This window comes from Escherichia sp. WS1152 (genome assembly GCF_046487665.1).
Classification (GTDB): domain Bacteria; phylum Pseudomonadota; class Gammaproteobacteria; order Enterobacterales; family Enterobacteriaceae; genus Escherichia; species Escherichia coli.
The window spans coordinates 233,144-256,289 of sequence record NZ_JBJQJA010000001.1; the positions used below are offsets into that span (position 1 = coordinate 233,144).

General features: G+C 49.7%; 18 protein-coding genes and 1 pseudogene. 14 read left to right on the top strand and 5 right to left on the bottom strand.

From position 1 onward, the window contains the following. The first annotated feature begins 136 nt into the window (after positions 1-136). A complete protein-coding gene (locus ACJHW7_RS01095; protein WP_021556649.1) occupies positions 137-1,567 on the top strand; it encodes an APC family permease in 1,431 nt (476 codons plus the stop codon). Here ACJHW7_RS01095 and ACJHW7_RS01100 read toward each other — a convergent pair. From ACJHW7_RS01100 to ycaO, 5 genes and pseudogenes are all read right to left on the bottom strand, one after another. Then, positions 1,568-1,678 (bottom strand): annotated as a pseudogene (locus tag ACJHW7_RS01100) (LysR family transcriptional regulator); the annotation flags it as partial. Positions 1,679-1,776: 98 nt separating this feature from the next. Then, positions 1,777-2,517, bottom strand: a complete 741-nt coding sequence (pflA, locus tag ACJHW7_RS01105) for a pyruvate formate lyase 1-activating protein (RefSeq protein ID WP_000111043.1) — start codon at positions 2,515-2,517, stop codon at positions 1,777-1,779. A gap of 191 nt (positions 2,518-2,708) precedes the next feature. After that, a complete protein-coding gene (pflB, locus tag ACJHW7_RS01110) occupies positions 2,709-4,991 on the bottom strand; it encodes a formate C-acetyltransferase (protein ID WP_001292812.1) in 2,283 nt (760 codons plus the stop codon). 54 nt (positions 4,992-5,045) lie between these two features. Next, on the bottom strand, positions 5,046-5,903 hold the full coding sequence (gene focA / locus ACJHW7_RS01115; RefSeq protein WP_000642546.1) for a formate transporter FocA: 858 nt from the start codon (positions 5,901-5,903) through the stop codon (positions 5,046-5,048). Positions 5,904-6,308: 405 nt separating this feature from the next. Further along, the gene (ycaO, locus tag ACJHW7_RS01120) at positions 6,309-8,069 is read right to left on the bottom strand and encodes a 30S ribosomal protein S12 methylthiotransferase accessory factor YcaO (RefSeq protein WP_001307695.1); all 1,761 of its coding nucleotides are present in this window, start codon (positions 8,067-8,069) and stop codon (positions 6,309-6,311) included. 129 nt (positions 8,070-8,198) lie between these two features. On the opposite strand from ycaO, the gene ACJHW7_RS01125 reads away from it, so the two are divergent. The 13 genes from ACJHW7_RS01125 (at position 8,199) to kdsB (ending at position 23,034) form a co-directional block, all read left to right on the top strand. Further along, positions 8,199-8,891 (top strand): DUF421 domain-containing protein, encoded by a 693-nt coding sequence (locus ACJHW7_RS01125; RefSeq protein WP_000642849.1) that lies wholly within the window; start codon positions 8,199-8,201, stop codon positions 8,889-8,891. A 198-nt stretch (positions 8,892-9,089) separates the two neighbouring features. Further along, positions 9,090-10,178: a 3-phosphoserine/phosphohydroxythreonine transaminase gene (gene serC / locus ACJHW7_RS01130; protein ID WP_000057154.1), complete on the top strand. Its 1,089-nt coding sequence runs from the start codon at positions 9,090-9,092 to the stop codon at positions 10,176-10,178. A gap of 70 nt (positions 10,179-10,248) precedes the next feature. Next, positions 10,249-11,532 (top strand): 3-phosphoshikimate 1-carboxyvinyltransferase, encoded by a 1,284-nt coding sequence (gene aroA, locus ACJHW7_RS01135; RefSeq protein WP_000445231.1) that lies wholly within the window; start codon positions 10,249-10,251, stop codon positions 11,530-11,532. A gap of 168 nt (positions 11,533-11,700) precedes the next feature. Then, positions 11,701-12,465, top strand: coding sequence for a metallopeptidase YcaL (ycaL, locus tag ACJHW7_RS01140; RefSeq protein ID WP_000799175.1), 765 nt, complete (start codon positions 11,701-11,703; stop codon positions 12,463-12,465). Between the two features lie 172 nt (positions 12,466-12,637). Beyond that, on the top strand, positions 12,638-13,321 hold the full coding sequence (gene cmk, locus ACJHW7_RS01145; protein ID WP_000125016.1) for a (d)CMP kinase: 684 nt from the start codon (positions 12,638-12,640) through the stop codon (positions 13,319-13,321). A 110-nt stretch (positions 13,322-13,431) separates the two neighbouring features. Then, positions 13,432-15,105 carry a 30S ribosomal protein S1 gene (rpsA, locus tag ACJHW7_RS01150; protein WP_000140327.1) on the top strand — a complete coding sequence of 558 codons (1,674 nt, stop codon included), beginning with the start codon at positions 13,432-13,434 and terminating at the stop codon, positions 15,103-15,105. A 159-nt stretch (positions 15,106-15,264) separates the two neighbouring features. Then, complete coding sequence (ihfB, locus tag ACJHW7_RS01155) at positions 15,265-15,549, top strand: integration host factor subunit beta (protein WP_000167336.1); 285 nt, start codon at positions 15,265-15,267, stop codon at positions 15,547-15,549. Positions 15,550-15,755: 206 nt separating this feature from the next. Next, the gene (locus tag ACJHW7_RS01160) at positions 15,756-18,020 is read left to right on the top strand and encodes a ComEC family protein (protein WP_021556650.1); all 2,265 of its coding nucleotides are present in this window, start codon (positions 15,756-15,758) and stop codon (positions 18,018-18,020) included. Between the two features lie 36 nt (positions 18,021-18,056). Further along, the gene (msbA, locus tag ACJHW7_RS01165) at positions 18,057-19,805 is read left to right on the top strand and encodes a lipid A ABC transporter ATP-binding protein/permease MsbA (RefSeq protein ID WP_000551270.1); all 1,749 of its coding nucleotides are present in this window, start codon (positions 18,057-18,059) and stop codon (positions 19,803-19,805) included. Beyond that, the gene (gene lpxK, locus ACJHW7_RS01170; RefSeq protein WP_000570541.1) at positions 19,802-20,788 is read left to right on the top strand and encodes a tetraacyldisaccharide 4'-kinase; all 987 of its coding nucleotides are present in this window, start codon (positions 19,802-19,804) and stop codon (positions 20,786-20,788) included. Before msbA ends, lpxK begins: the two co-directional genes overlap by 4 nt. A gap of 36 nt (positions 20,789-20,824) precedes the next feature. Further along, positions 20,825-22,057 (top strand): crosslink repair DNA glycosylase YcaQ, encoded by a 1,233-nt coding sequence (gene ycaQ / locus ACJHW7_RS01175; RefSeq protein ID WP_000056539.1) that lies wholly within the window; start codon positions 20,825-20,827, stop codon positions 22,055-22,057. Positions 22,058-22,108: 51 nt separating this feature from the next. Next, positions 22,109-22,291, top strand: coding sequence for a protein YcaR (gene ycaR / locus ACJHW7_RS01180; RefSeq protein WP_000350058.1), 183 nt, complete (start codon positions 22,109-22,111; stop codon positions 22,289-22,291). Continuing rightward, positions 22,288-23,034: a 3-deoxy-manno-octulosonate cytidylyltransferase gene (gene kdsB, locus ACJHW7_RS01185; RefSeq protein ID WP_000011613.1), complete on the top strand. Its 747-nt coding sequence runs from the start codon at positions 22,288-22,290 to the stop codon at positions 23,032-23,034. The genes ycaR and kdsB overlap by 4 nt, the downstream gene beginning before the upstream one ends. Positions 23,035-23,146 lie beyond the last annotated feature (112 nt).

Genomic DNA, 23,146 nt, shown 5'->3' on the forward strand with positions numbered 1-23,146 from the left:
TCCAAATTTTATTCGTTTAAAAATAAAATGTGCAGCAGGTTATAATTTTGCATTTCGCTATTTCCGCACTTCTTATTTGCCGCGCATAATCCCTCGTTTTACAGATGCCCCTTTAATTTTGGCGAAGGATTTGTCTATGGCTGGGAATGTTCAGGAAAAACAGCTGCGATGGTACAACATTGCGCTGATGTCTTTTATCACTGTCTGGGGTTTTGGCAACGTTGTTAATAACTATGCCAACCAGGGGCTGGTGGTTGTTTTTTCATGGGTGTTTATCTTTGCGCTCTATTTCACACCTTATGCGCTAATTGTTGGTCAGTTAGGCTCGACCTTCAAAGATGGGAAAGGCGGGGTCAGTACCTGGATTAAACACACGATGGGACCCGGACTGGCTTACCTCGCCGCGTGGACCTACTGGGTGGTGCATATTCCCTATCTGGCACAAAAACCCCAGGCAATACTGATTGCGCTCGGTTGGGCGATGAAAGGCGACGGTTCGCTAATCAAAGAATATTCAGTCGTAGCGTTACAGGGGTTAACGCTGGTGCTGTTTATCTTCTTTATGTGGGTTGCTTCACGCGGTATGAAATCGCTGAAAATCGTCGGTTCTGTGGCAGGGATTGCGATGTTTGTTATGTCGCTCCTGTATGTGGCGATGGCGGTAACCGCGCCTGCGATTACTGAAGTGCATATTGCGACCACAAACATTACCTGGGAAACGTTCATTCCTCATATCGACTTTACCTACATTACCACTATTTCAATGCTGGTTTTCGCGGTTGGCGGAGCAGAGAAGATTTCTCCTTACGTTAATCAAACGCGCAACCCAGGAAAAGAATTTCCAAAAGGGATGTTATGCCTGGCGGTGATGGTTGCGGTTTGTGCCATTCTGGGCTCACTGGCGATGGGGATGATGTTTGACTCGCGTAATATCCCGGATGACTTAATGACTAACGGTCAATATTACGCCTTTCAGAAGCTGGGCGAGTATTACAACATGGGTAATACTTTAATGGTGATTTACGCCATTGCGAATACCCTGGGACAAGTAGCTGCGCTGGTATTCTCGATTGATGCCCCGCTTAAAGTGCTATTAGGTGATGCTGACAGCAAATATATTCCAGCCAGTTTATGTCGTACCAACGCTTCTGGTACGCCCGTTAATGGCTATTTTCTGACCCTGGTGCTGGTGGCGATCCTGATTATGCTGCCGACTCTCGGCATCGGTGATATGAACAATCTCTATAAATGGCTGTTGAATCTTAACTCGGTAGTGATGCCGCTGCGTTATTTATGGGTATTTGTTGCATTTATTGCAGTCGTTCGCCTGGCGCAGAAATATAAACCAGAATATGTCTTTATTCATAACAAGCCTCTGGCAATGACCGTCGGGATTTGGTGTTTTGCCTTTACCGCCTTTGCCTGTTTGACGGGGATCTTCCCGAAAATGGAAGCCTTCACTGCAGAGTGGACCTTCCAGTTGGCGCTGAATGTTGCAACGCCGTTTGTGCTGGTAGGATTAGGACTGATATTCCCGCTGCTGGCGCGTAAAGCGAATAGTAAATAATTATTGTGGTCGGTGATGCTGACTCTGGCAGATCTGACCCGTTTTTACATAATCGAGAAATGCGCGCAAGCCGCAGGACATATACTGGCGGTTTGGGTAATACATTTGGAAGCTGTGCTGTAAGGGCGTGAGAAATAGAGCTCTGAATTATTTATGCAGCGCGGAATAAAAAAGCGGCAACTCAATAAAGTTGCCGCTTTACGGGGAAATTAGAACATTACCTTATGACCGTACTGCTCAAGAATGCCTTTCACGCGTTCCATGGTTTCTTTCTTCGGTGGTTTAACACCATCGAGTTTGTATTCTTCACCCATCGCCACCCATTTGTGTTTGCCCAGTTCGTGGTAGGGGAGAAGTTCGATTTTCTCAACGTTACCCATATCACGGGTAAATTCACCGAGGCGATGCGCTGAATCGTCATCGTCAGACCAGCCTGGGACAACAACGTAGCGGATCCACACCTTCACATTTTTGTTCGCCAGATATTTAGCGAACTCCAGCGTGCGGTGGTTGGAAACTCCAACCAGATTTTGGTGGATCTCGTCGTTCATCTGTTTGAGATCGAGCATTACCAGGTCGGTTACTTCCAGCAGTTCATCAATCACCGGATCGTAACGACGAACAAAACCGTTGGTGTCCAGACAGGTATGAATGCCTTCTTTTTTGCAGGCGCGGAACCAGTCACGAACAAACTCAGCTTGCAGGATTGCTTCACCGCCGGATGCGGTAACGCCGCCGCCGGAAGCGTTCATAAAGTGGCGATAGGTCACCACTTCCTTCATCAAATCTTCAACGGTAACTTCTTTACCGCCATGCGTGTCCCAGGTGTCGCGGTTATGACAATACAGGCAGCGCATCAGGCAGCCCTGGAAAAAGGTGATAAAGCGAATACCTGGGCCGTCTACGGTTCCACAGGATTCAAAGGAGTGAATGCGACCAATAACTGACATTGCGGTGTTTCTCCAGATGTGGCCCATCTGAGGCCGTGTTGGTGCGCAGCTCGAAGGCTACGTCGAGTCTGTTTTGGCAGTCACCTTAAAGTATAGATAGCTGACAAAAAAGGCTCTCGTGCTAAAAAAGGCCCCACTTTCGTGGAGCCTTTATTGTACGCTTTTTACTGTACGATTTCAGTCAAATCTAATTACATAGATTGAGTGAAGGTACGAGTAATAACGTCCTGCTGCTGTTCTTTAGTCAGCGAGTTGAAACGTACTGCGTAGCCAGATACACGGATGGTCAGCTGCGGATATTTTTCCGGGTTTTCCATCGCGTCAAGCAGCATTTCACGGTTCATCACGTTAACGTTCAGGTGCTGACCACCTTCGATGGATGCTTCGTGGTGGAAGTAACCATCCATCAGACCTGCCAGGTTGGTCTTACGAACTTCGTCGTCTTTACCCAGTGCGTTCGGAACGATAGAGAAGGTGTAGGAGATACCATCTTTAGCGTAAGCAAACGGCAGTTTAGCAACGGAAGTCAGAGACGCTACAGCACCTTTCTGGTCACGACCGTGCATCGGGTTAGCACCCGGTCCGAACGGCGCGCCAGCACGACGACCGTCTGGGGTGTTACCCGTTTTCTTACCATACACAACGTTAGAAGTGATGGTCAGAACAGACTGAGTCGGGATAGCGTCACGGTAGGTGTGCAGTTTCTGAATTTTCTTCATGAAACGTTCTACCAGGTCAACAGCCAGGTCATCTACACGCGGATCGTTGTTACCAAACTGCGGGTATTCGCCTTCGATTTCGAAGTCGATAGCCAGACCGTCTTCGTCACGAATCGGTTTAACTTTCGCATATTTGATTGCAGACAGGGAGTCAGCAGCAACGGACAGACCAGCGATACCACACGCCATGGTGCGGATAACGTCACGGTCGTGCAGCGCCATCAGAGAGGCTTCGTAGCTGTACTTGTCGTGCATGTAGTGAATGATGTTCAGTGCAGTGATGTACTGTTTAGCCAGCCAGTCCATGAAGTGATCCATGCGCTCCATCACTTCATCGTAGTTCAGGAGATCGCCTTTGATCGGTTCAGACTTCGGACCAACCTGCATTTTCAGTTTTTCGTCAACGCCGCCGTTGATTGCGTACAGCATGGTTTTCGCCAGGTTTGCACGCGCACCGAAGAACTGCATTTGTTTACCAACGATCATCGGGCTTACGCAGCAAGCGATAGCGTAGTCATCGTTGTTGAAGTCCGGACGCATCAGGTCATCGTTCTCATACTGCAGAGAAGAGGTGTCGATGGACACTTTAGCGGCGAATTTCTTGAAGTTCAGCGGCAGTTTTTCAGACCACAGAATGGTCATGTTCGGTTCCGGAGACGGACCCATGGTGTACAGGGTGTTCAGGAAACGGAAGCTGTTTTTGGTAACCAGGGTACGACCGTCGAGGCCCATACCACCGATAGATTCGGTTGCCCAGATCGGGTCGCCAGAGAACAGTTCATCGTATTCCGGAGTACGCAGGAAGCGAACCATACGCAGTTTCATGACCAGGTGGTCAACCATTTCCTGCGCTTCTTGTTCGGTGATCTTGCCAGCTTTCAGGTCACGTTCGATGTACACATCCAGGAAGGTGGAGGTACGACCGAAGGACATTGCAGCACCGTTCTGAGACTTAACAGCAGCCAGGTAGCCGAAGTAAGTCCACTGGATAGCTTCCTGAGCGTTGGTTGCCGGACCAGAGATGTCGTAGCCGTATTTCGCAGCCATTTCTTTCATCTGACCCAGAGCGCGGTGCTGTTCAGCGATTTCTTCGCGCAGACGGATAGTCTGTTCCAGGTTTACGCCGTTTTCCAGATCAGCCTGCAGAGAGGTGAACTGAGCGTATTTGTCTTTCATCAGGTAGTCGATACCGTACAGCGCAACGCGACGGTAGTCACCGATGATACGGCCACGGCCATAAGCATCTGGCAGACCGGTCAGAACACCGGATTTACGGCAACGCAGGATGTCCGGAGTGTAAACGTCGAACACGCCCTGGTTGTGAGTTTTACGGTATTCAGTGAAGATTTTTTTGATCATCGGGTCCAGTTCGCGGTTGTACGCTTTGCAGGAACCTTCGATCATTTTGATACCACCGAACGGGATAAGAGCACGTTTCAGCGGAGCTTCAGTCTGCAGACCAACAACTTTTTCCAACGCTTTGTTGATGTAGCCAGCGTCGTGAGAGGTGATGGTGGAAGCAACAGCGGTGTCAAAGTCAACTGGCGCGTGAGTGCGGTTTTCCAGTTTAACGCCTTCCATTACTTTGTCCCACAGGGTGGTGGTCGCTTCAGTAGCGCCAGCCAGGAAGGACTCGTCACCCTCGTACGGAGTGTAGTTTTTCTGAATGAAGTCACGGACGTTTACTTCATTCTGCCAGTCACCTTTGGTAAAACCTTCCCAGGCTGTGGCTAACTTTTCATTAAGCTCGGACATGTAACACCTACCTTCTTAAGTGGATTTTTTATTTACTGCGTACTTCGACAACCATTAATGGTGATCGTTTTCACGCAGGTAAATGACCCAGTATGTCAACCCAACCAACAAACCACCGCCGATAATATTACCGATCGTAACCGGAATCAGGTTATCAGTGATGAAGTTCATCACGGTCAGGTGAGAAAAATTTTCCGGTGCAGAACCGACAGCGGTCCAGAATTCCGGAGATGCGAAGTCGCGGATTACAATACCCATCGGGATCATAAACATGTTTGCGATACTGTGCTCAAAACCGCTGGCAACAAACATCGCGACCGGCAGCACCATGATAAACGCTTTGTCCATCAGGCTGCGGCCAGAATAACTCATCCATACTGCCAGACATACCATCAGGTTTGCCAGGATACCAAGGCAGACGGCCTCAATAAAAGTATGGTGCACTTTGTGGTCGGCGGTTTGTAGGACGTTTAGTCCCCATTGACCATTTGCGGTCATATACTCGCCGGAAAGCCACATTAAAAGTACAAACAGCAGTGCGCCGACCAGGTTGCCAAAATAGACATTTAGCCAGTTTTTAGCCAACTGACCCCAGGTGATGCGCCCACTCGCCTTAGCAACAACAATCAACACTGTGGAAGTAAAGAGATCGGCTCCGCAGACAACACAAAGAATCAGCCCCAGAGAGAAGCAAATGCCGCCAACCAGTTTTGCCATGCCGAAGGGCATTGTGCCTGTGCCAGTGGTTGCTGTGATATAGAAGACGAATGCGATTGAGATGAAAACACCGGCGGTAATCGCCAGATAGAAAGTCTTAAGCGGATGTTTCGTTGCTTTATAGACACCCGCCTCTTCGGCCACTTTGGCCATTGCAGCAGGAAGTAAAAGATCAAAAGGGTTGTCAGCTTTCACACTAACTCTCTCTTTATTAAGTCGGCGACGAGATACTAACAAAGCATTATAGATGAGAAATTGATATAGATCATATCTCGCCTGGCTTATAGGCCCGTAACTCGCATGGTTTTTATGCAAATACGGAGTAAATATTTGATTATCCAAATAAAAATAAATTTTAAAAATTAACAAATGAGTTGAATTTTTTCCGCATCCTCCGCTAAAACAGTTAATTAAAAGGGAGCACCAGGCGAATAAAGTAACAATATCGATCGTATTTATTAAATACAAATTACCGATATTTAACCTTATAATTACAATTATTTTATTAATGCAAATATATGTAAAGCGGGGCATTAAAAAAACGCCCCGTAATATAACTCAGACGAATCATTAAGCCTACATTGCGTAGGCTATTTGATTTTATTTTGCCCAGAATGCTGCTTTGGCGCGCTGCAGCTTTTCGTAGGCCTTCAACAGCGACTGATGTGCAGCAAACGCGTGCAGATCGCTATCTACTGGTTGCAAGCCATAAAACGCCGCTTCGCCGCTCATTGCCGCACTGGCGGCTTCCACGGCATCTGCGCCGTACATGCGAACAAACGCATTCAGATATTGCAGCGGCTGGCGATCTTCTTCCTGCGCCAGTAATAACAACGTTTGCAGGCAGCGATAATAGTTGGCGCGTTCCGGGCTGAATACCGATGAGTTAAACTCCATCGTCCATTCGGTCCAGACCAGAGCCTGTTCCAGATCGCCACCAGCCAGCGCCAGCATGGCTTTTAATTCACCGATACGCAGGGTGTACCAACCGTTATCCGACCCGGTCGCCAGACCCAACAGCTCACGCACGCGGGTAAAGTCATCAAAACCTTCTTCATCCAGTTGCTCGATGAGGTTCAGGTAATCTTCTTTTTCCCACTCGCTGCCTGGTAGCGAAAGAATCGTTTCACGTAAATGGCTGCCCATACTGTTATTCGCGAGCCACAGATCTTCAGCCGGATAAATATCGGACATGCCAGGCACGATAATACGGCAAGCATAAACGCCCAGATGCTCGTAATCGGCAATATAAACTTCTTTATCTTCATTGTTGAAGATAGCCATCAGCGTAGCAAACTCTTCTTCCGTGGTGCCGGAGAAATTCCAGTCCACAAACGGATAATCGGCATCCTGCTTGAACAGGTCCCAGGAGATTAAACCGCTGGAATCGATAAAGTGCGTTTCGAGGTTGGTATGTTCAGCGACTTCTTCATCATCGAAGGTTGGCGGAGTAAACACATCCAAATCTTTCAGGCCACGACCTTGCAGCAGCTCGGTCACGGTACGTTCCAGTGCTACGCCAAAATCAGGATGCGCACCGAAAGAGGCAAAGCAGGTGCCGTTAGCAGGATTAAACAGTACCACGCAAATCACCGGATACTGGCCGCCAAGGGAACCATCATATGCGAAGATCGGGAAACCTTCTGCTTCCAGTGTTTCGATCGCTTCAACCACCGCTGGGTAACGCGCCAGCACGTCTGCCGGGATTTCCGGCAAGCTGATGCTTTCAGCAATAATGCGGTTTTTCACGTAGCGTTCGAAAACTTCGGACAACCCCTGAACGCGTGCTTCGTTACGGGTATTGCCAGCAGACATACCGTTAGAAACGTACAGGTTACCAATGATATTCATCGGAATATAAACGGTCTGATTGTCGGACTGGCGCGTAAACGGCAGACCGCAAATACCACGATCTTCGTTACCGGATTGTAGGTCAATCAGCATACTGCCGGTCAATTCATTCTCCGGATCGTAAAATGCGCGCAGACGGTCATCGAGCAGCCCTTCTGGCACATCGTCATTTTCGGTCAGTGGGAACCATTTTTCGTTGGGATAATGCACAAATGGACCGTTGGCGATGGTTTCGCCCAGCCAGAAATCAGCAAAAAAGTAGTTGGTTGAGAGACGCTCGAAATATTCACCGAGTGCAGAAGCCAGCGCCGCTTTCTTGGTTGCGCCTTTACCGTTGGTAAAACACAGTGCGCACTCTTTGTCGCGAATATGTACAGACCAGACGTTAGGCACGGGATTCAGCCAGGAGGCCTCTTCAATCTGAAAGCCGAGGTCTGAAAGTTTTTGCTGGAAGCGAGCGATGGAATCTTCCAGAGCGGCATCTTTGCCGGGGATAAATGTTTGCGTCATGAAAATCACTTTAGTCGTACGGAAAGCGCGCAATAATACGGGTTTTATCTCAAAGGCGCTATCACCGCCGCCATGCCGATGAACTGTTGACTATGCTTTTAGCGGATAAACCACGATAAGAGCATAAAAATGAAGGCGTTCGATCTCCACCGTATGGCATTTGATAAAGTGCCTTTTGATTTCCTTGGCGAAGTTGCACTACGTAGTCTTTATACCTTTGTACTGGTCTTTTTGTTCCTCAAAATGACCGGAAGACGCGGTGTGCGGCAGATGTCGCTGTTTGAAGTTTTAATCATTCTGACGCTGGGATCAGCGGCGGGAGATGTGGCGTTTTATGATGATGTGCCGATGGTCCCGGTACTTATCGTCTTTATTACTCTGGCGTTGTTATACCGCCTGGTAATGTGGTTGATGGCGCACAGTGAAAAATTGGAAGATCTTCTGGAAGGCAAGCCAGTTGTCATTATTGAAGATGGCGAGCTGGCCTGGTCGAAACTCAATAACTCCAACATGACGGAATTTGAGTTCTTTATGGAGCTACGATTGCGTGGCGTGGAGCAGCTGGGGCAGGTACGTCTGGCGATTCTCGAAACCAACGGGCAAATCAGTGTCTATTTCTTTGAAGATGACAAGGTGAAACCGGGTTTACTTATTTTACCCAGTGATTGTACGCAGCGTTACAAAGTGGTGCCGGAGTCGGCGGACTATGCCTGTATTCGTTGTAGTGAAATCATTCATATGAAAGCGGGGGAAAAACAATTATGTCCGCGCTGTGCAAATCCAGAATGGACGAAGGCAAGTCGGGCAAAACGGGTGACCTGACAGTAAAAACATCGGCTTTTTGCTAATAATCCGAGAGATTCTTTTGTGTGATGCAAGCCACATTTTTGCCCTCAACGGTTTTACTCATTGCGATGTGTGTCACTGAATGATAAAACCGATAGCCACAGGAATAATGTATTACCTGTGGTCGCAATCGATTGACCGCGGGTTAATAGCAACGCAACGTGGTGAGGGGAAATGGCTCAAATCTTCAATTTTAGTTCTGGTCCGGCAATGCTACCGGCAGAGGTGCTTAAACAGGCTCAACAGGAACTGCGCGACTGGAACGGTCTTGGTACGTCGGTGATGGAAGTGAGTCACCGTGGCAAAGAGTTCATTCAGGTTGCAGAGGAAGCCGAGAAGGATTTTCGCGATCTTCTTAATGTCCCCTCCAACTACAAGGTATTATTCTGCCATGGCGGTGGTCGCGGTCAGTTTGCTGCGGTACCGCTGAATATTCTCGGTGATAAAACCACCGCAGATTATGTTGATGCCGGTTACTGGGCGGCAAGTGCCATTAAAGAAGCGAAAAAATACTGCACGCCTAATGTCTTTGACGCCAAAGTGACTGTTGATGGTCTGCGCGCGGTTAAGCCAATGCGTGAATGGCAACTCTCTGATAATGCTGCTTATATGCATTACTGCCCGAATGAAACCATCGACGGTATCGCCATCGACGAAACGCCAGACTTCGGCAAAGATGTGGTGGTTGCCGCCGACTTCTCTTCAACCATTCTTTCCCGTCCGATTGACGTCAGCCGTTATGGCGTGATTTACGCTGGCGCGCAGAAAAATATCGGCCCGGCAGGCCTGACAATCGTCATCGTCCGTGAAGATTTGCTGGGCAAAGCGAATGTCGCGTGTCCGTCGATTCTGGATTATTCCATCCTCAACGATAATGGCTCCATGTTTAACACGCCGCCGACATTTGCCTGGTATCTGTCTGGTCTGGTCTTTAAATGGCTGAAAGCGAACGGCGGTGTAGCTGAAATGGATAAAATCAATCAGCAAAAAGCAGAACTGCTATATGGGGTAATTGATAACAGCGATTTCTACCGCAATGACGTGGCGAAAGCTAACCGTTCGCGGATGAACGTGCCGTTCCAGTTGGCGGACAGTGCGCTTGACAAATTGTTCCTTGAAGAGTCTTTTGCTGCAGGCCTTCATGCACTGAAAGGTCACCGTGTGGTCGGCGGAATGCGCGCGTCTATTTATAACGCCATGCCGCTGGAAGGCGTTAAAGCGCTGACAGACTTCATGGTTGAGTTCGAACGCCGTCACGGTTAATGCCGAAATTTTGCTTAATCCCCACAGCCAGCCTGTGGGGTTTTTATTTCTGTTGTAGAGAGTTGAGTTCATGGAATCCCTGACGTTACAACCCATCGCTCGTGTCGATGGCACTATTAATCTGCCCGGTTCCAAGAGCGTTTCTAACCGCGCTTTATTGCTGGCGGCATTAGCACACGGCAAAACAGTATTAACCAATCTGCTGGATAGCGATGACGTGCGCCATATGCTGAATGCATTAACAGCGTTAGGGGTAAGCTATACGCTTTCAGCCGATCGTACACGTTGCGAAATTATCGGTAACGGCGGTCCATTACACGCAGAAGGTGCCCTGGAGTTGTTCCTCGGTAACGCCGGAACGGCAATGCGTCCGCTGGCGGCAGCTCTTTGTCTGGGTAGCAATGATATTGTGCTGACCGGTGAGCCGCGTATGAAAGAGCGCCCGATTGGTCATCTGGTGGATGCGCTGCGCCTGGGCGGGGCGAAGATCACTTACCTGGAACAAGAAAATTATCCGCCGTTGCGTTTACAGGGCGGCTTTACTGGCGGCAACGTTGACGTTGATGGCTCCGTTTCCAGCCAATTCCTCACCGCACTGTTAATGACTGCGCCTCTTGCGCCGGAAGATACGGTGATTCGTATTAAAGGCGATCTGGTTTCTAAACCTTATATCGACATCACACTCAATCTGATGAAGACGTTTGGTGTTGAAATTGAAAATCAGCACTATCAACAATTTGTCGTAAAAGGCGGGCAGTCTTATCAGTCTCCGGGTACTTATTTGGTCGAAGGCGATGCATCTTCGGCTTCTTACTTTCTGGCAGCAGCAGCAATCAAAGGCGGCACTGTAAAAGTGACCGGTATTGGACGTAACAGTATGCAGGGTGATATTCGCTTTGCTGATGTGCTGGAAAAAATGGGCGCGACCATTTGCTGGGGCGATGATTATATTTCCTGCACGCGTGGTGAACTGAACGCTATTGATATGGATATGAACCATATTCCTGATGCGGCGATGACCATTGCCACGGCGGCGTTATTTGCAAAAGGCACCACCACGCTGCGCAATATCTATAACTGGCGTGTTAAAGAAACCGATCGCCTGTTTGCGATGGCAACAGAACTGCGTAAAGTCGGTGCGGAAGTAGAAGAGGGGCACGATTACATTCGTATCACTCCACCGGAAAAACTGAATTTTGCCGAGATCGCGACATACAATGATCACCGGATGGCGATGTGTTTCTCGCTGGTGGCGTTGTCAGATACACCAGTGACGATTCTTGATCCCAAATGTACGGCCAAAACATTTCCGGATTATTTCGAGCAGCTGGCGCGGATTAGCCAGGCAGCCTGAATGAATAACGTCCAATAAATAGCCAAAACTTTCTTTATCAAAACGTCGGCACATTGCCGGCGTTTTTTTTCGGACCTTGTGAGTCATTTTGATTAATGGTAGCGTCAGTTGTCAATGTAAGTTGTTGATACATAATATTTATATATGATTAATCAACGGATGATTCACATGAAGAATACTAAATTACTGCTGGCGATTGTGACCTCTGCAGCATTACTGACGGGGTGTCAAAATACCCACGGTATTGATACCAATATGGCTATCAGCTCCGGTTTAAATGCCTATAAAGCAGCAACATTAAGTGATGCCGATGCAAAAGCGATTGCCAATCAGGGCTGTGCCGAAATGGACAGCGGCAATCAAGTCGCAAGTAAATCCAGCAAGTACGGTAAACGTCTGGCAAAAATCGCCAAAGCATTGGGTAACAATATTAATGGCACGCCGGTCAACTATAAGGTTTATATGACCAGCGACGTCAACGCATGGGCGATGGCGAACGGCTGTGTTCGTGTCTACAGTGGCCTGATGGACATGATGAATGACAACGAAATTGAAGGTGTTCTGGGCCATGAACTGGGCCACGTCGCGTTGGGTCACTCGCTGGCTGAAATGAAAGCTTCTTATGCGATCGTTGCCGCACGCGATGCCATTTCAGCTACCAGCGGTGTGGCTTCCCAGCTTTCCCGCTCACAATTGGGTGATATCGCAGAAGGCGCTATCAATGCGAAATACTCCCGTGATAAAGAGTCCGAAGCAGATGATTTCTCCTTTGATCTGTTGAAGAAACGTGGCATCAGCACCCAGGGGCTGGTTGGCAGCTTTGAAAAACTGGCTAGCCTGGATGGCGGTCGCACCCAGTCCATGTTTGACTCTCACCCACCATCAACAGAGCGTGCGCAACACATCCGTGATCGTATCGCCTCTGGTAAGTAAATCATTGTCATCTTTCGGGCTGGTCTTCTGCCAGCCCGCTATAATTGCGCAATAAATCCCCATCTGAATACAGACAAAACTGGTTTTTGCACACAACGTTAACGATTTGTGCCTTCGGCGCGTATAATGCGCGCGGTTATGTTAACGGTACGCCTGTTTTAAGGAGATAAAGATGACGGCAATTGCCCCGGTTATTACCATTGATGGCCCAAGCGGTGCAGGGAAAGGCACCTTGTGTAAGGCTATGGCGGAAGCGTTGCAATGGCATCTGCTGGACTCGGGTGCAATTTATCGCGTACTGGCACTAGCGGCATTACATCACCATGTTGATGTTGCTTCGGAAGATGCGCTGGTGCCGCTGGCATCCCATCTGGATGTACGTTTTGTGTCGACCAATGGCAATCTGGAAGTGATCCTCGAAGGGGAAGATGTCAGCGGCGAAATTCGTACTCAGGAAGTGGCGAATGCTGCTTCACAAGTCGCGGCATTCCCACGCGTTCGTGAAGCATTATTGCGTCGCCAACGCGCGTTTCGCGAATTACCAGGCCTGATTGCCGATGGCCGCGACATGGGAACGGTGGTATTCCCTGATGCGCCAGTGAAAATTTTCCTTGACGCCTCCTCGGAAGAACGTGCGCATCGCCGCATGCTACAGTTGCAGGAGAAGGGCTTTAGTGTTAACTTTGAGCGCCTTTTGGCCGAGATCAAAGAACGCGACGACCGCGATCGTAACCGAGCGGTAGCGCCACTGGTTCCGGCAGCCGATGCTTTAGTGTTGGATTCCACCACCTTAAGCATTGAGCAAGTGATTGAAAAAGCGCTACAATACGCGCGCCAGAAATTGGCTCTCGCATAAGCGACCGAATTTGCAGTACCCCCGTTGCAATGGAATGACAGCGGGTATGTTAAACAACCCCATCCGGCATGGAGCCAGGTGGACGTTAAATATAAACCTGAAGATTAAACATGACTGAATCTTTTGCTCAACTCTTTGAAGAGTCCTTAAAAGAAATCGAAACCCGCCCGGGTTCTATCGTTCGTGGCGTTGTTGTTGCTATCGACAAAGATGTAGTACTGGTTGACGCTGGTCTGAAATCTGAGTCCGCCATCCCGGCTGAGCAGTTCAAAAACGCCCAGGGCGAGCTGGAAATCCAGGTAGGTGACGAAGTTGACGTTGCTCTGGACGCAGTAGAAGACGGCTTCGGTGAAACTCTGCTGTCCCGTGAGAAAGCTAAACGTCACGAAGCCTGGATCACGCTGGAAAAAGCTTACGAAGATGCTGAAACTGTTACCGGTGTTATCAACGGCAAAGTTAAGGGCGGCTTCACTGTTGAGCTGAACGGTATTCGTGCGTTCCTGCCAGGTTCTCTGGTAGACGTTCGTCCGGTGCGTGACACTCTGCACCTGGAAGGCAAAGAGCTTGAATTTAAAGTAATCAAGCTGGATCAGAAGCGCAACAACGTTGTTGTTTCTCGTCGTGCCGTTATCGAATCCGAAAACAGCGCAGAGCGCGATCAGCTGCTGGAAAACCTGCAGGAAGGCATGGAAGTTAAAGGTATCGTTAAGAACCTCACTGACTACGGTGCATTCGTTGATCTGGGCGGCGTTGACGGCCTGCTGCACATCACTGACATGGCCTGGAAACGCGTTAAGCATCCGAGCGAAATCGTCAACGTGGGCGACGAAATCACTGTTAAAGTGCTGAAGTTCGACCGCGAACGTACCCGTGTATCCCTGGGCCTGAAACAGCTGGGCGAAGATCCGTGGGTAGCTATCGCTAAACGTTATCCGGAAGGTACCAAACTGACTGGTCGCGTGACCAACCTGACCGACTACGGCTGCTTCGTTGAAATCGAAGAAGGCGTTGAAGGCCTGGTACACGTTTCCGAAATGGATTGGACCAACAAAAACATCCATCCGTCCAAAGTTGTTAACGTTGGCGATGTAGTGGAAGTTATGGTTCTGGATATCGACGAAGAACGTCGTCGTATCTCCCTGGGTCTGAAACAGTGCAAAGCTAACCCGTGGCAGCAGTTCGCGGAAACCCACAATAAGGGCGACCGTGTTGAAGGTAAAATCAAGTCTATCACTGACTTCGGTATCTTCATCGGCCTGGACGGCGGCATCGACGGCCTGGTTCACCTGTCTGACATCTCCTGGAACGTTGCAGGCGAAGAAGCAGTTCGTGAATACAAAAAAGGCGACGAAATCGCTGCAGTTGTTCTGCAGGTTGACGCAGAACGTGAACGTATCTCCCTGGGCGTTAAACAGCTCGCAGAAGATCCGTTCAACAACTGGGTTGCTCTGAACAAGAAAGGCGCTATCGTAACCGGTAAAGTAACTGCAGTTGACGCTAAAGGCGCAACCGTAGAACTGGCTGACGGCGTTGAAGGTTACCTGCGTGCTTCTGAAGCATCCCGTGACCGCGTTGAAGACGCTACCCTGGTTCTGAGCGTTGGCGACGAAGTTGAAGCTAAATTCACCGGCGTTGATCGTAAAAACCGTGCAATCAGCCTGTCTGTTCGTGCGAAAGACGAAGCTGACGAGAAAGATGCAATCGCAACTGTTAACAAACAGGAAGATGCAAACTTCTCCAACAACGCAATGGCTGAAGCTTTCAAAGCAGCTAAAGGCGAGTAATTCTCTGACTCTTCGGGATTTTTATTCCGAAGATTGTTGAGTTTACTTGACAGATTGCAGGTTTCGTCCTGTAATCAAGCACTAAGGGCGGCTACGGCCGCCCTTAATCAATGCAGCAACAGCAGCCGCTTAATTTGCCTTTAAGGAACCGGAGGAATCATGACCAAGTCAGAATTGATAGAAAGACTTGCCACCCAGCAATCGCACATTCCCGCCAAGACGGTTGAAGATGCAGTAAAAGAGATGCTGGAGCATATGGCCTCGACTCTTGCGCAGGGCGAGCGTATTGAAATCCGCGGTTTCGGCAGTTTCTCTTTGCACTACCGCGCACCACGTACCGGACGTAATCCGAAGACTGGCGATAAAGTAGAACTGGAAGGAAAATACGTTCCTCACTTTAAACCTGGTAAAGAACTGCGCGATCGCGCCAATATTTACGGTTAAGTTTTTACTCAAACTTGAACGCGAGAAAAGCACCTGTCGGGTGCTTTTTTCATTTCTCTAATCAGGAACTGGAAGCTGCCTCGCAGAGTTTTGAGCAGTTTTCACCCTTTCGTTAAATTCTTCTGAATGTGCCTCGGGGAACGCAAAATTCCCACCAGACAACCGCTCAACAAAGTTGCACACTTTCCATAAACAGGGAGGGGGGCATGAAAATAACGACAGTCGGCGTATGCATAATTTGCGGAATTTTTCCGTTGCTGATTTTGCCCCAATTGCCTGGGACATTAACCCTTGCGTTTCTGACTCTCTTCGGCTGCGTACTGGCATTTATCCCTGTTAAAACCGTCCGTTATATCGCGCTGACGTTGCTGTTTTTCGTTTGGGGCATATTAGCAGCAAAGCAAATTTTGTTGGCAGGAGAAACCTTAACTGGCGCGACGCAGGATGCAATTGTTGAGATCACTGCTACTGACGGTATGACCACTCATTACGGTCAAATTACTTATCTACAAGGTCGACGTATATTCCCTGCGCCAGGCCTTGTGCTGTATGGCGAATATCTTCCGCAAGCGGTTTGTGCCGGACAACTGTGGTCAATGAAACTCAAAGTTCGTGCCGTTCATGGTCAACTTAATGATGGCGGCTTTGATAGCCAGCGTTATGCCATTGCCCAGCATCAGCCGCTCACCGGCCGTTTTCTGCGGGCAAGTGTCATTGAACCGAATTGTAGCCTGCGTGCACAGTATCTGGCGTCACTACAAACAACGCTGCAACCCTATATGTGGAATGCGGTTATTCTTGGTTTAGGTATGGGGGAACGGTTATCCGTCCCTAAAGAAATCAAAAATATCATGCGTGATACTGGAACGGCGCATTTAATGGCGATATCGGGATTGCACATCGCTTTTGCGGCGTTGCTGGCTGCCGGACTCATTCGCAGTGGACAAATTTTTCTGCCTGGGCGCTGGATCCACTGGCAAATGCCATTAATTGGCGGAATCTGCTGTGCTGCTTTTTATGCCTGGCTGACGGGAATGCAACCTCCTGCATTGCGTACCGTTGTGGCGCTTGCTACGTGGGGAATGCTTAAGTTAAGTGGGCGACAGTGGAGTGGCTGGGATGTATGGATATGTTGTCTGGCGGCAATTTTGCTGATGGATCCTGTTGCCATTCTCTCGCAAAGTTTATGGCTCTCTGCCGCTGCGGTCGCGGCATTGATATTTTGGTATCAGTGGTTTCCCTGTCCTGAGTGGCAACTGCCGCCGGTATTGCGTGCAGTTGTTTCCCTCATTCATTTGCAACTGGGAATCACACTTCTGCTTATGCCCGTGCAAATCGTCATATTTCATGGCATTAGTCTGACCTCGTTTATTGCAAATCTATTAGCAATTCCCTTGGTGACATTTATCACGGTTCCGTTGATCCTCGCCGCGATGGTTGTGCATTTAAGCGGGCCGTTAATCCTGGAGCAAGGGTTATGGTTTCTTGCCGACCGGTCTTTGGCTTTACTTTTCTGGGGGTTAAAGAGTTTGCCAGAAGGGTGGATCAACATTGCTGAACGTTGGCAATGGCTATCATTTTCCCCATGGTTCTTACTGGTGGTATGGCGATTAAACGCCTGGCGAACGTTGCCAGCAATGTGTGTGGCTGTAGGCTTGCTGATGTGCTGGCCGCTGTGGCAAAAACCTCGACCTGACGAGTGGCAAGTGTACATGCTTGATGTCGGGCAAGGGCTGGCAATGGTGATAGCCAGAAACGGCAAAGCGATTCTCTATGACACGGGACTGGCCTGGCCCGAAGGGGATAGTGGGCAACAACTGATTATCCCCTGGCTCCACTGGCATAATCTTGAACCGGAAGGCGTTATTCTGAGTCATGAACATCTGGATCACCGGGGAGGGCTGGACTCAATATTGCACACATGGCCGATGTTATGGATCAGAAGTCCGTTAAACTGGGAACATCATCAGCCCTGTGTGCGTGGCGAAGCGTGGCAATGGCAAGGATTGCGTTTCAGCGCGCACTGGCCTTTACAAGGTAGCAACGATAAAGGAAATAACCATTCCTGTGTGGTTAAGGTTGATGACGGGACGAATAGCATTCTTCTAACCGGTGATATTGAAGCCCCAGCTGAACAAAAGATGCTAAGCCGTTACTGGCAGCAAGTGCAGGCAACATTGCTTCAGGTACCTCACCATGGCAGTAATACCTCATCATCGTTGCCATTAATTCAGCGAGTGAATGGAAAAGTGGCACTCGCATCGGCATCGCGCTATAACGCATGGCGACTGCCCTCTAACAAAGTTAAGCATCGCTATCAACAACAAGGTTATACGTGGCTTGATACTCCTCATCAGGGGCAAGTAACGGTCGATTTTTCAGCGCAAGGCTGGCGGATTAGCAGCCTCAGGGAGCAAATTTTACCTCGTTGGTATCATCAGTGGTTTGGCGTGCCAGTGGATAACGGGTAGAATATGCGGCTATTTCAACAAATGCTGGTTTTTTGAATGCATAACGACAAAGATCTCTCTACGTGGCAGACATTCCGCCGACTGTGGCCAACCATTGCGCCTTTTAAAGCGGGTCTGATCGTGGCGGGCGTAGCGTTAATCCTCAACGCAGCCAGCGATACCTTCATGTTATCGCTCCTTAAGCCACTTCTTGATGATGGCTTTGGTAAAACAGATCGCTCCGTGCTGGTGTGGATGCCGCTGGTGGTGATCGGGCTGATGATTTTGCGTGGTATCACCAGCTATGTCTCCAGCTACTGTATCTCCTGGGTATCAGGAAAGGTGGTAATGACCATGCGTCGCCGCCTGTTTGGTCACATGATGGGAATGCCGGTTTCATTCTTTGACAAACAGTCAACGGGTACGCTGTTGTCACGTATCACCTACGATTCCGAACAGGTTGCTTCTTCCTCTTCCGGCGCACTGATTACTGTTGTGCGTGAAGGTGCGTCGATCATCGGCCTGTTCATCATGATGTTCTATTACAGTTGGCAATTGTCGATCATTTTGATTGTGCTGGCACCGATTGTTTCGATTGCGATTCGCGTAGTATCGAAGCGTTTTCGCAACATCAGTAAAAACATGCAGAACACCATGGGGCAGGTGACCACCAGCGCTGAACAAATGCTGAAAGGCCATAAAGAAGTATTGATTTTCGGTGGTCAGGAAGTGGAAACGAAACGCTTCGATAAAGTCAGCAACCGAATGCGTCTTCAGGGGATGAAAATGGTTTCAGCCTCTTCCATCTCTGATCCGATCATTCAGCTGATCGCCTCTTTGGCGCTGGCGTTTGTTCTGTATGCGGCGAGCTTCCCAAGTGTCATGGATAGCCTGACTGCCGGTACGATTACCGTTGTTTTCTCTTCAATGATTGCACTGATGCGTCCGCTGAAATCGCTGACTAACGTTAACGCCCAGTTCCAGCGCGGTATGGCGGCTTGTCAGACGCTGTTTACCATTCTGGACAGTGAGCAGGAGAAAGACGAAGGTAAGCGCGTGATCGAGCGTGCGACTGGCGACGTGGAATTCCGCAACGTCACCTTTACTTATCCGGGACGTGACGTACCCGCATTGCGTAACATCAACCTGAAAATTCCGGCAGGGAAGACGGTTGCTCTGGTTGGACGCTCTGGTTCAGGTAAATCAACCATCGCCAGCCTGATCACGCGTTTTTACGATATTGATGAAGGCGAAATCCTGATGGATGGTCACGATCTGCGCGAGTATACCCTGGCGTCGTTACGTAACCAGGTTGCTCTGGTGTCGCAGAATGTCCATCTGTTTAACGATACGGTTGCTAACAACATTGCTTACGCACGGACTGAACAGTACAGCCGTGAGCAAATTGAAGAAGCGGCGCGTATGGCCTACGCCATGGACTTCATCAATAAGATGGATAACGGTCTCGATACAGTGATTGGTGAAAACGGCGTACTGCTCTCTGGCGGTCAGCGTCAGCGTATTGCTATCGCTCGAGCCTTGCTGCGTGATAGCCCGATTCTGATTCTGGATGAAGCTACCTCGGCTCTGGATACCGAATCCGAACGTGCGATTCAGGCGGCACTGGATGAGTTGCAGAAAAACCGTACCTCTCTAGTGATTGCCCACCGCTTGTCTACCATTGAAAAGGCAGACGAAATCGTGGTCGTTGAGGATGGTGTCATTGTGGAACGCGGTACGCATAACGATTTGCTTGAGCACCGCGGCGTTTACGCGCAACTTCACAAAATGCAGTTTGGCCAATGATCGAAAAAATCTGGTCTGGTGAATCCCCTTTGTGGCGGCTATTGCTGCCACTCTCCTGGTTGTATGGCCTGGTGAGTGGCGCGATCCGTCTTTGCTATAAACTAAAACTGAAGCGCGCCTGGCGTGCCCCCGTACCGGTTGTCGTGGTTGGTAATCTCACCGCAGGCGGCAACGGAAAAACCCCGGTCGTTGTCTGGCTGGTGGAACAGTTGCAACAGCGCGGTATTCGCGTGGGGGTCGTATCGCGGGGATATGGTGGTAAGGCTGAATCTTATCCGCTGTTATTGTCGGCAGATACCACCACAGCACAGGCGGGTGATGAACCTGTGTTGATTTATCAACGCACTGATGCGCCTGTTGCGGTTTCTCCCGTTCGTTCTGATGCGGTAAAAGCCATTCTGGCGCAACACCCTGATGTGCAGATCATCGTAACCGACGACGGTTTACAGCATTACCGTCTGGCGCGTGATGTGGAAATTGTCGTTATTGATGGTGTGCGTCGCTTTGGCAATGGCTGGTGGTTGCCGGCGGGGCCAATGCGTGAGCGAGCGGGGCGCTTAAAGTCAGTTGATGCGGTAATCGTCAACGGCGGTGTCCCCCGCAGCGGTGAAATCCCCATGCATCTGCTGCCGGGTCAGGCGGTGAATTTACGTACCGGTACGCGTTGTGACGTTGCTCAGCTTGAACATGTGGTGGCGATGGCAGGGATTGGGCATCCGCCGCGCTTTTTTGCCACGCTGAAGATGTGCGGCGTACAACCGGAAAAATGTGTACCGCTGGCCGATCATCAGTCTTTGAACCATGCGGATGTCAGCGCGTTGGTAAGCACCGGGCAAACGCTGGTAATGACTGAAAAAGATGCGGTGAAATGCCGGGCCTTTGCAGAAGAAAATTGGTGGTATTTGCCCGTTGACGCACAGCTTTCAGGTGATGAACCAGCGAAACTGCTTGCGCAACTAACCTCGCTGGCTTCTGGCAACTAGTTACGCCGCGGCAGCGTTCGATTGATGGAGTCATGAATGTCGCTGCCGCACCTCTCCCTTGCTGATGCGCGTAATCTTCACCTTGCCGCGCAAGGCCTGTTAAACAAACCCCGCCGTCGAGCGTCGTTGGAGGATATTCCGGCAACGATCTCCCGCATGTCCTTGCTGCAAATCGATACCATCAATATTGTTGCCCGTAGCCCATATCTGGTGCTTTTCAGTCGTCTGGGAAATTATCCTGCCCAGTGGCTGGATGAGTCTCTGGCGCGTGGCGAATTAATGGAATACTGGGCGCATGAAGCCTGCTTTATGCCGCGTAGCGACTTTCGTCTTATTCGCCACCGCATGCTGGCACCTGAAAAAATGGGCTGGAAATACAAAGACGCCTGGATGCAGGAACATGAGGCGGAAATTGCACAGTTAATTCAGCATATTCATGATAAGGGGCCGGTACGTTCAGCCGATTTTGAGCATCCTCGTAAAGGTGCAAGCGGCTGGTGGGAATGGAAGCCGCATAAACGGCATCTGGAAGGTTTATTTACTGCCGGAAAGGTGATGGTGATTGAACGGCGCAACTTCCAGCGCGTTTATGATTTAACCCACCGTGTCATGCCTGACTGGGATGATGAGCGCGATCTCGTTTCGCAAACAGAAGCAGAAATCATCATGCTGGATAACAGTGCGCGTAGCCTGGGAATATTCCGCGAACAGTGGCTGGCAGATTACTATCGGCTGAAACGTCCGGCACTGGCAGCGTGGCGCGAAGCGAGGGCTGAACAGCGGCAAATCATTGCTGTGCATGTTGAAAAATTGGGCAATCTTTGGCTGCATGCTGATTTGCTGCCGCTACTCGAGCGAGCGCTGGCCGGAAAGCTCACTGCAACGCACAGCGCGGTACTTTCGCCTTTTGATCCTGTTGTCTGGGATCGCAAACGCGCAGAGCAGCTTTTTGATTTTAGCTACCGGCTGGAGTGCTATACCCCAGCGCCGAAACGCCAGTATGGCTATTTTGTTCTGCCGTTATTACATCGTGGGCAATTAGTTGGGCGAATGGATGCCAAAATGCATCGCCAGACAGGCATCCTTGAAGTTATCTCTCTGTGGTTACAGGAAGGTATTAAACCAACGACAACGCTGCAAAAAGGGTTACGTCAGGCGATTACTGATTTCGCTAACTGGCAGCAGGCAACGCGGGTGACATTAGGACACTGCCCGCAAGGTCTCTTTACGGATTGCCGCACCGGCTGGGAAATAGACCCCGTCGCATAAATGATTATGATAAGATTTATGCATTCATAACCCGATCCATCTGGAGGAACTATGGATCATCGTCTGCTTGAAATCATTGCCTGCCCGGTTTGCAACGGAAAACTTTGGTATAACCAGGAAAAACAAGAGCTTATTTGCAAACTGGACAACCTGGCTTTCCCGCTGCGCGATGGCATTCCAGTGTTGCTGGAAACGGAAGCCCGCGTGCTGACTGCTGATGAGAGTAAATCATGAGTTTTGTGGTCATTATTCCCGCGCGCTACGCGTCAACGCGTCTGCCCGGTAAACCATTGGTTGATATTAATGGCAAACCCATGATTGTTCATGTTCTTGAACGTGCTCGCGAATCAGGTGCCGAGCGCATCATCGTGGCAACCGATCATGAGGATGTCGCCCGCGCCGTTGAAGCCGCTGGCGGTGAAGTATGTATGACGCGCGCCGATCACCAGTCAGGGACAGAACGCTTGGCGGAAGTTGTCGAAAAATGCGCGTTCAGCGACGACACGGTGATCGTTAATGTGCAGGGTGATGAACCGATGATCCCTGCGACAATCATTCGTCAGGTTGCTGATAACCTCGCTCAGCGTCAGGTGGGTATGGCGACTCTGGCGGTGCCAATCCACAATGCGGAAGAAGCGTTTAACCCGAATGCGGTGAAAGTCGTTCTCGACGCTGAAGGGTATGCACTGTACTTCTCACGCGCAACCATTCCGTGGGATCGTGATCGTTTTGCAAAAGGCCTTGAAACCGTTGGCGATAACTTCCTGCGTCATCTTGGTATTTATGGCTACCGTGCAGGCTTTATCCGTCGTTACGTCACCTGGCAGCCAAGCCCGTTAGAACACATCGAAATGTTAGAGCAGCTTCGTGTTCTGTGGTACGGCGAAAAAATCCATGTTGCTGTCGCGCATGAAGTTCCTGGCACAGGTGTGGATACCCCTGAAGATCTCGAGCGCGTTCGCGCTGAAATGCGCTAATTTCACTTCACGACACTCCAGCCAATTTTGGGAGGAGTGTCGTACCGTTACGATTTTCCTCAATTTTTCTTTTCAACAATTGATCTCATTCAGGTGACATCTTTTATATTGG

Excerpts from the sequence above, each read along its gene's own strand:
- ACJHW7_RS01095 (WP_021556649.1), top strand. The coding sequence starts at position 137 with ATGGCTGGGAATGTTCAGGAAAAACAGCTGCGATGGTACAACATTGCG.
- pflA (WP_000111043.1), bottom strand. The coding sequence starts at position 2,517 with ATGTCAGTTATTGGTCGCATTCACTCCTTTGAATCCTGTGGAACCGTA.
- pflB (WP_001292812.1), bottom strand. The coding sequence starts at position 4,991 with ATGTCCGAGCTTAATGAAAAGTTAGCCACAGCCTGGGAAGGTTTTACC.
- ycaO (WP_001307695.1), bottom strand. The coding sequence starts at position 8,069 with ATGACGCAAACATTTATCCCCGGCAAAGATGCCGCTCTGGAAGATTCC.
- ACJHW7_RS01125 (WP_000642849.1), top strand. The coding sequence starts at position 8,199 with ATGAAGGCGTTCGATCTCCACCGTATGGCATTTGATAAAGTGCCTTTT.
- serC (WP_000057154.1), top strand. The coding sequence starts at position 9,090 with ATGGCTCAAATCTTCAATTTTAGTTCTGGTCCGGCAATGCTACCGGCA.
- aroA (WP_000445231.1), top strand. The coding sequence starts at position 10,249 with ATGGAATCCCTGACGTTACAACCCATCGCTCGTGTCGATGGCACTATT.
- ycaL (WP_000799175.1), top strand. The coding sequence starts at position 11,701 with ATGAAGAATACTAAATTACTGCTGGCGATTGTGACCTCTGCAGCATTA.
- cmk (WP_000125016.1), top strand. The coding sequence starts at position 12,638 with ATGACGGCAATTGCCCCGGTTATTACCATTGATGGCCCAAGCGGTGCA.
- rpsA (WP_000140327.1), top strand. The coding sequence starts at position 13,432 with ATGACTGAATCTTTTGCTCAACTCTTTGAAGAGTCCTTAAAAGAAATC.
- ihfB (WP_000167336.1), top strand. The coding sequence starts at position 15,265 with ATGACCAAGTCAGAATTGATAGAAAGACTTGCCACCCAGCAATCGCAC.
- ACJHW7_RS01160 (WP_021556650.1), top strand. The coding sequence starts at position 15,756 with ATGAAAATAACGACAGTCGGCGTATGCATAATTTGCGGAATTTTTCCG.
- msbA (WP_000551270.1), top strand. The coding sequence starts at position 18,057 with ATGCATAACGACAAAGATCTCTCTACGTGGCAGACATTCCGCCGACTG.
- lpxK (WP_000570541.1), top strand. The coding sequence starts at position 19,802 with ATGATCGAAAAAATCTGGTCTGGTGAATCCCCTTTGTGGCGGCTATTG.
- ycaQ (WP_000056539.1), top strand. The coding sequence starts at position 20,825 with ATGTCGCTGCCGCACCTCTCCCTTGCTGATGCGCGTAATCTTCACCTT.
- ycaR (WP_000350058.1), top strand. The coding sequence starts at position 22,109 with ATGGATCATCGTCTGCTTGAAATCATTGCCTGCCCGGTTTGCAACGGA.
- kdsB (WP_000011613.1), top strand. The coding sequence starts at position 22,288 with ATGAGTTTTGTGGTCATTATTCCCGCGCGCTACGCGTCAACGCGTCTG.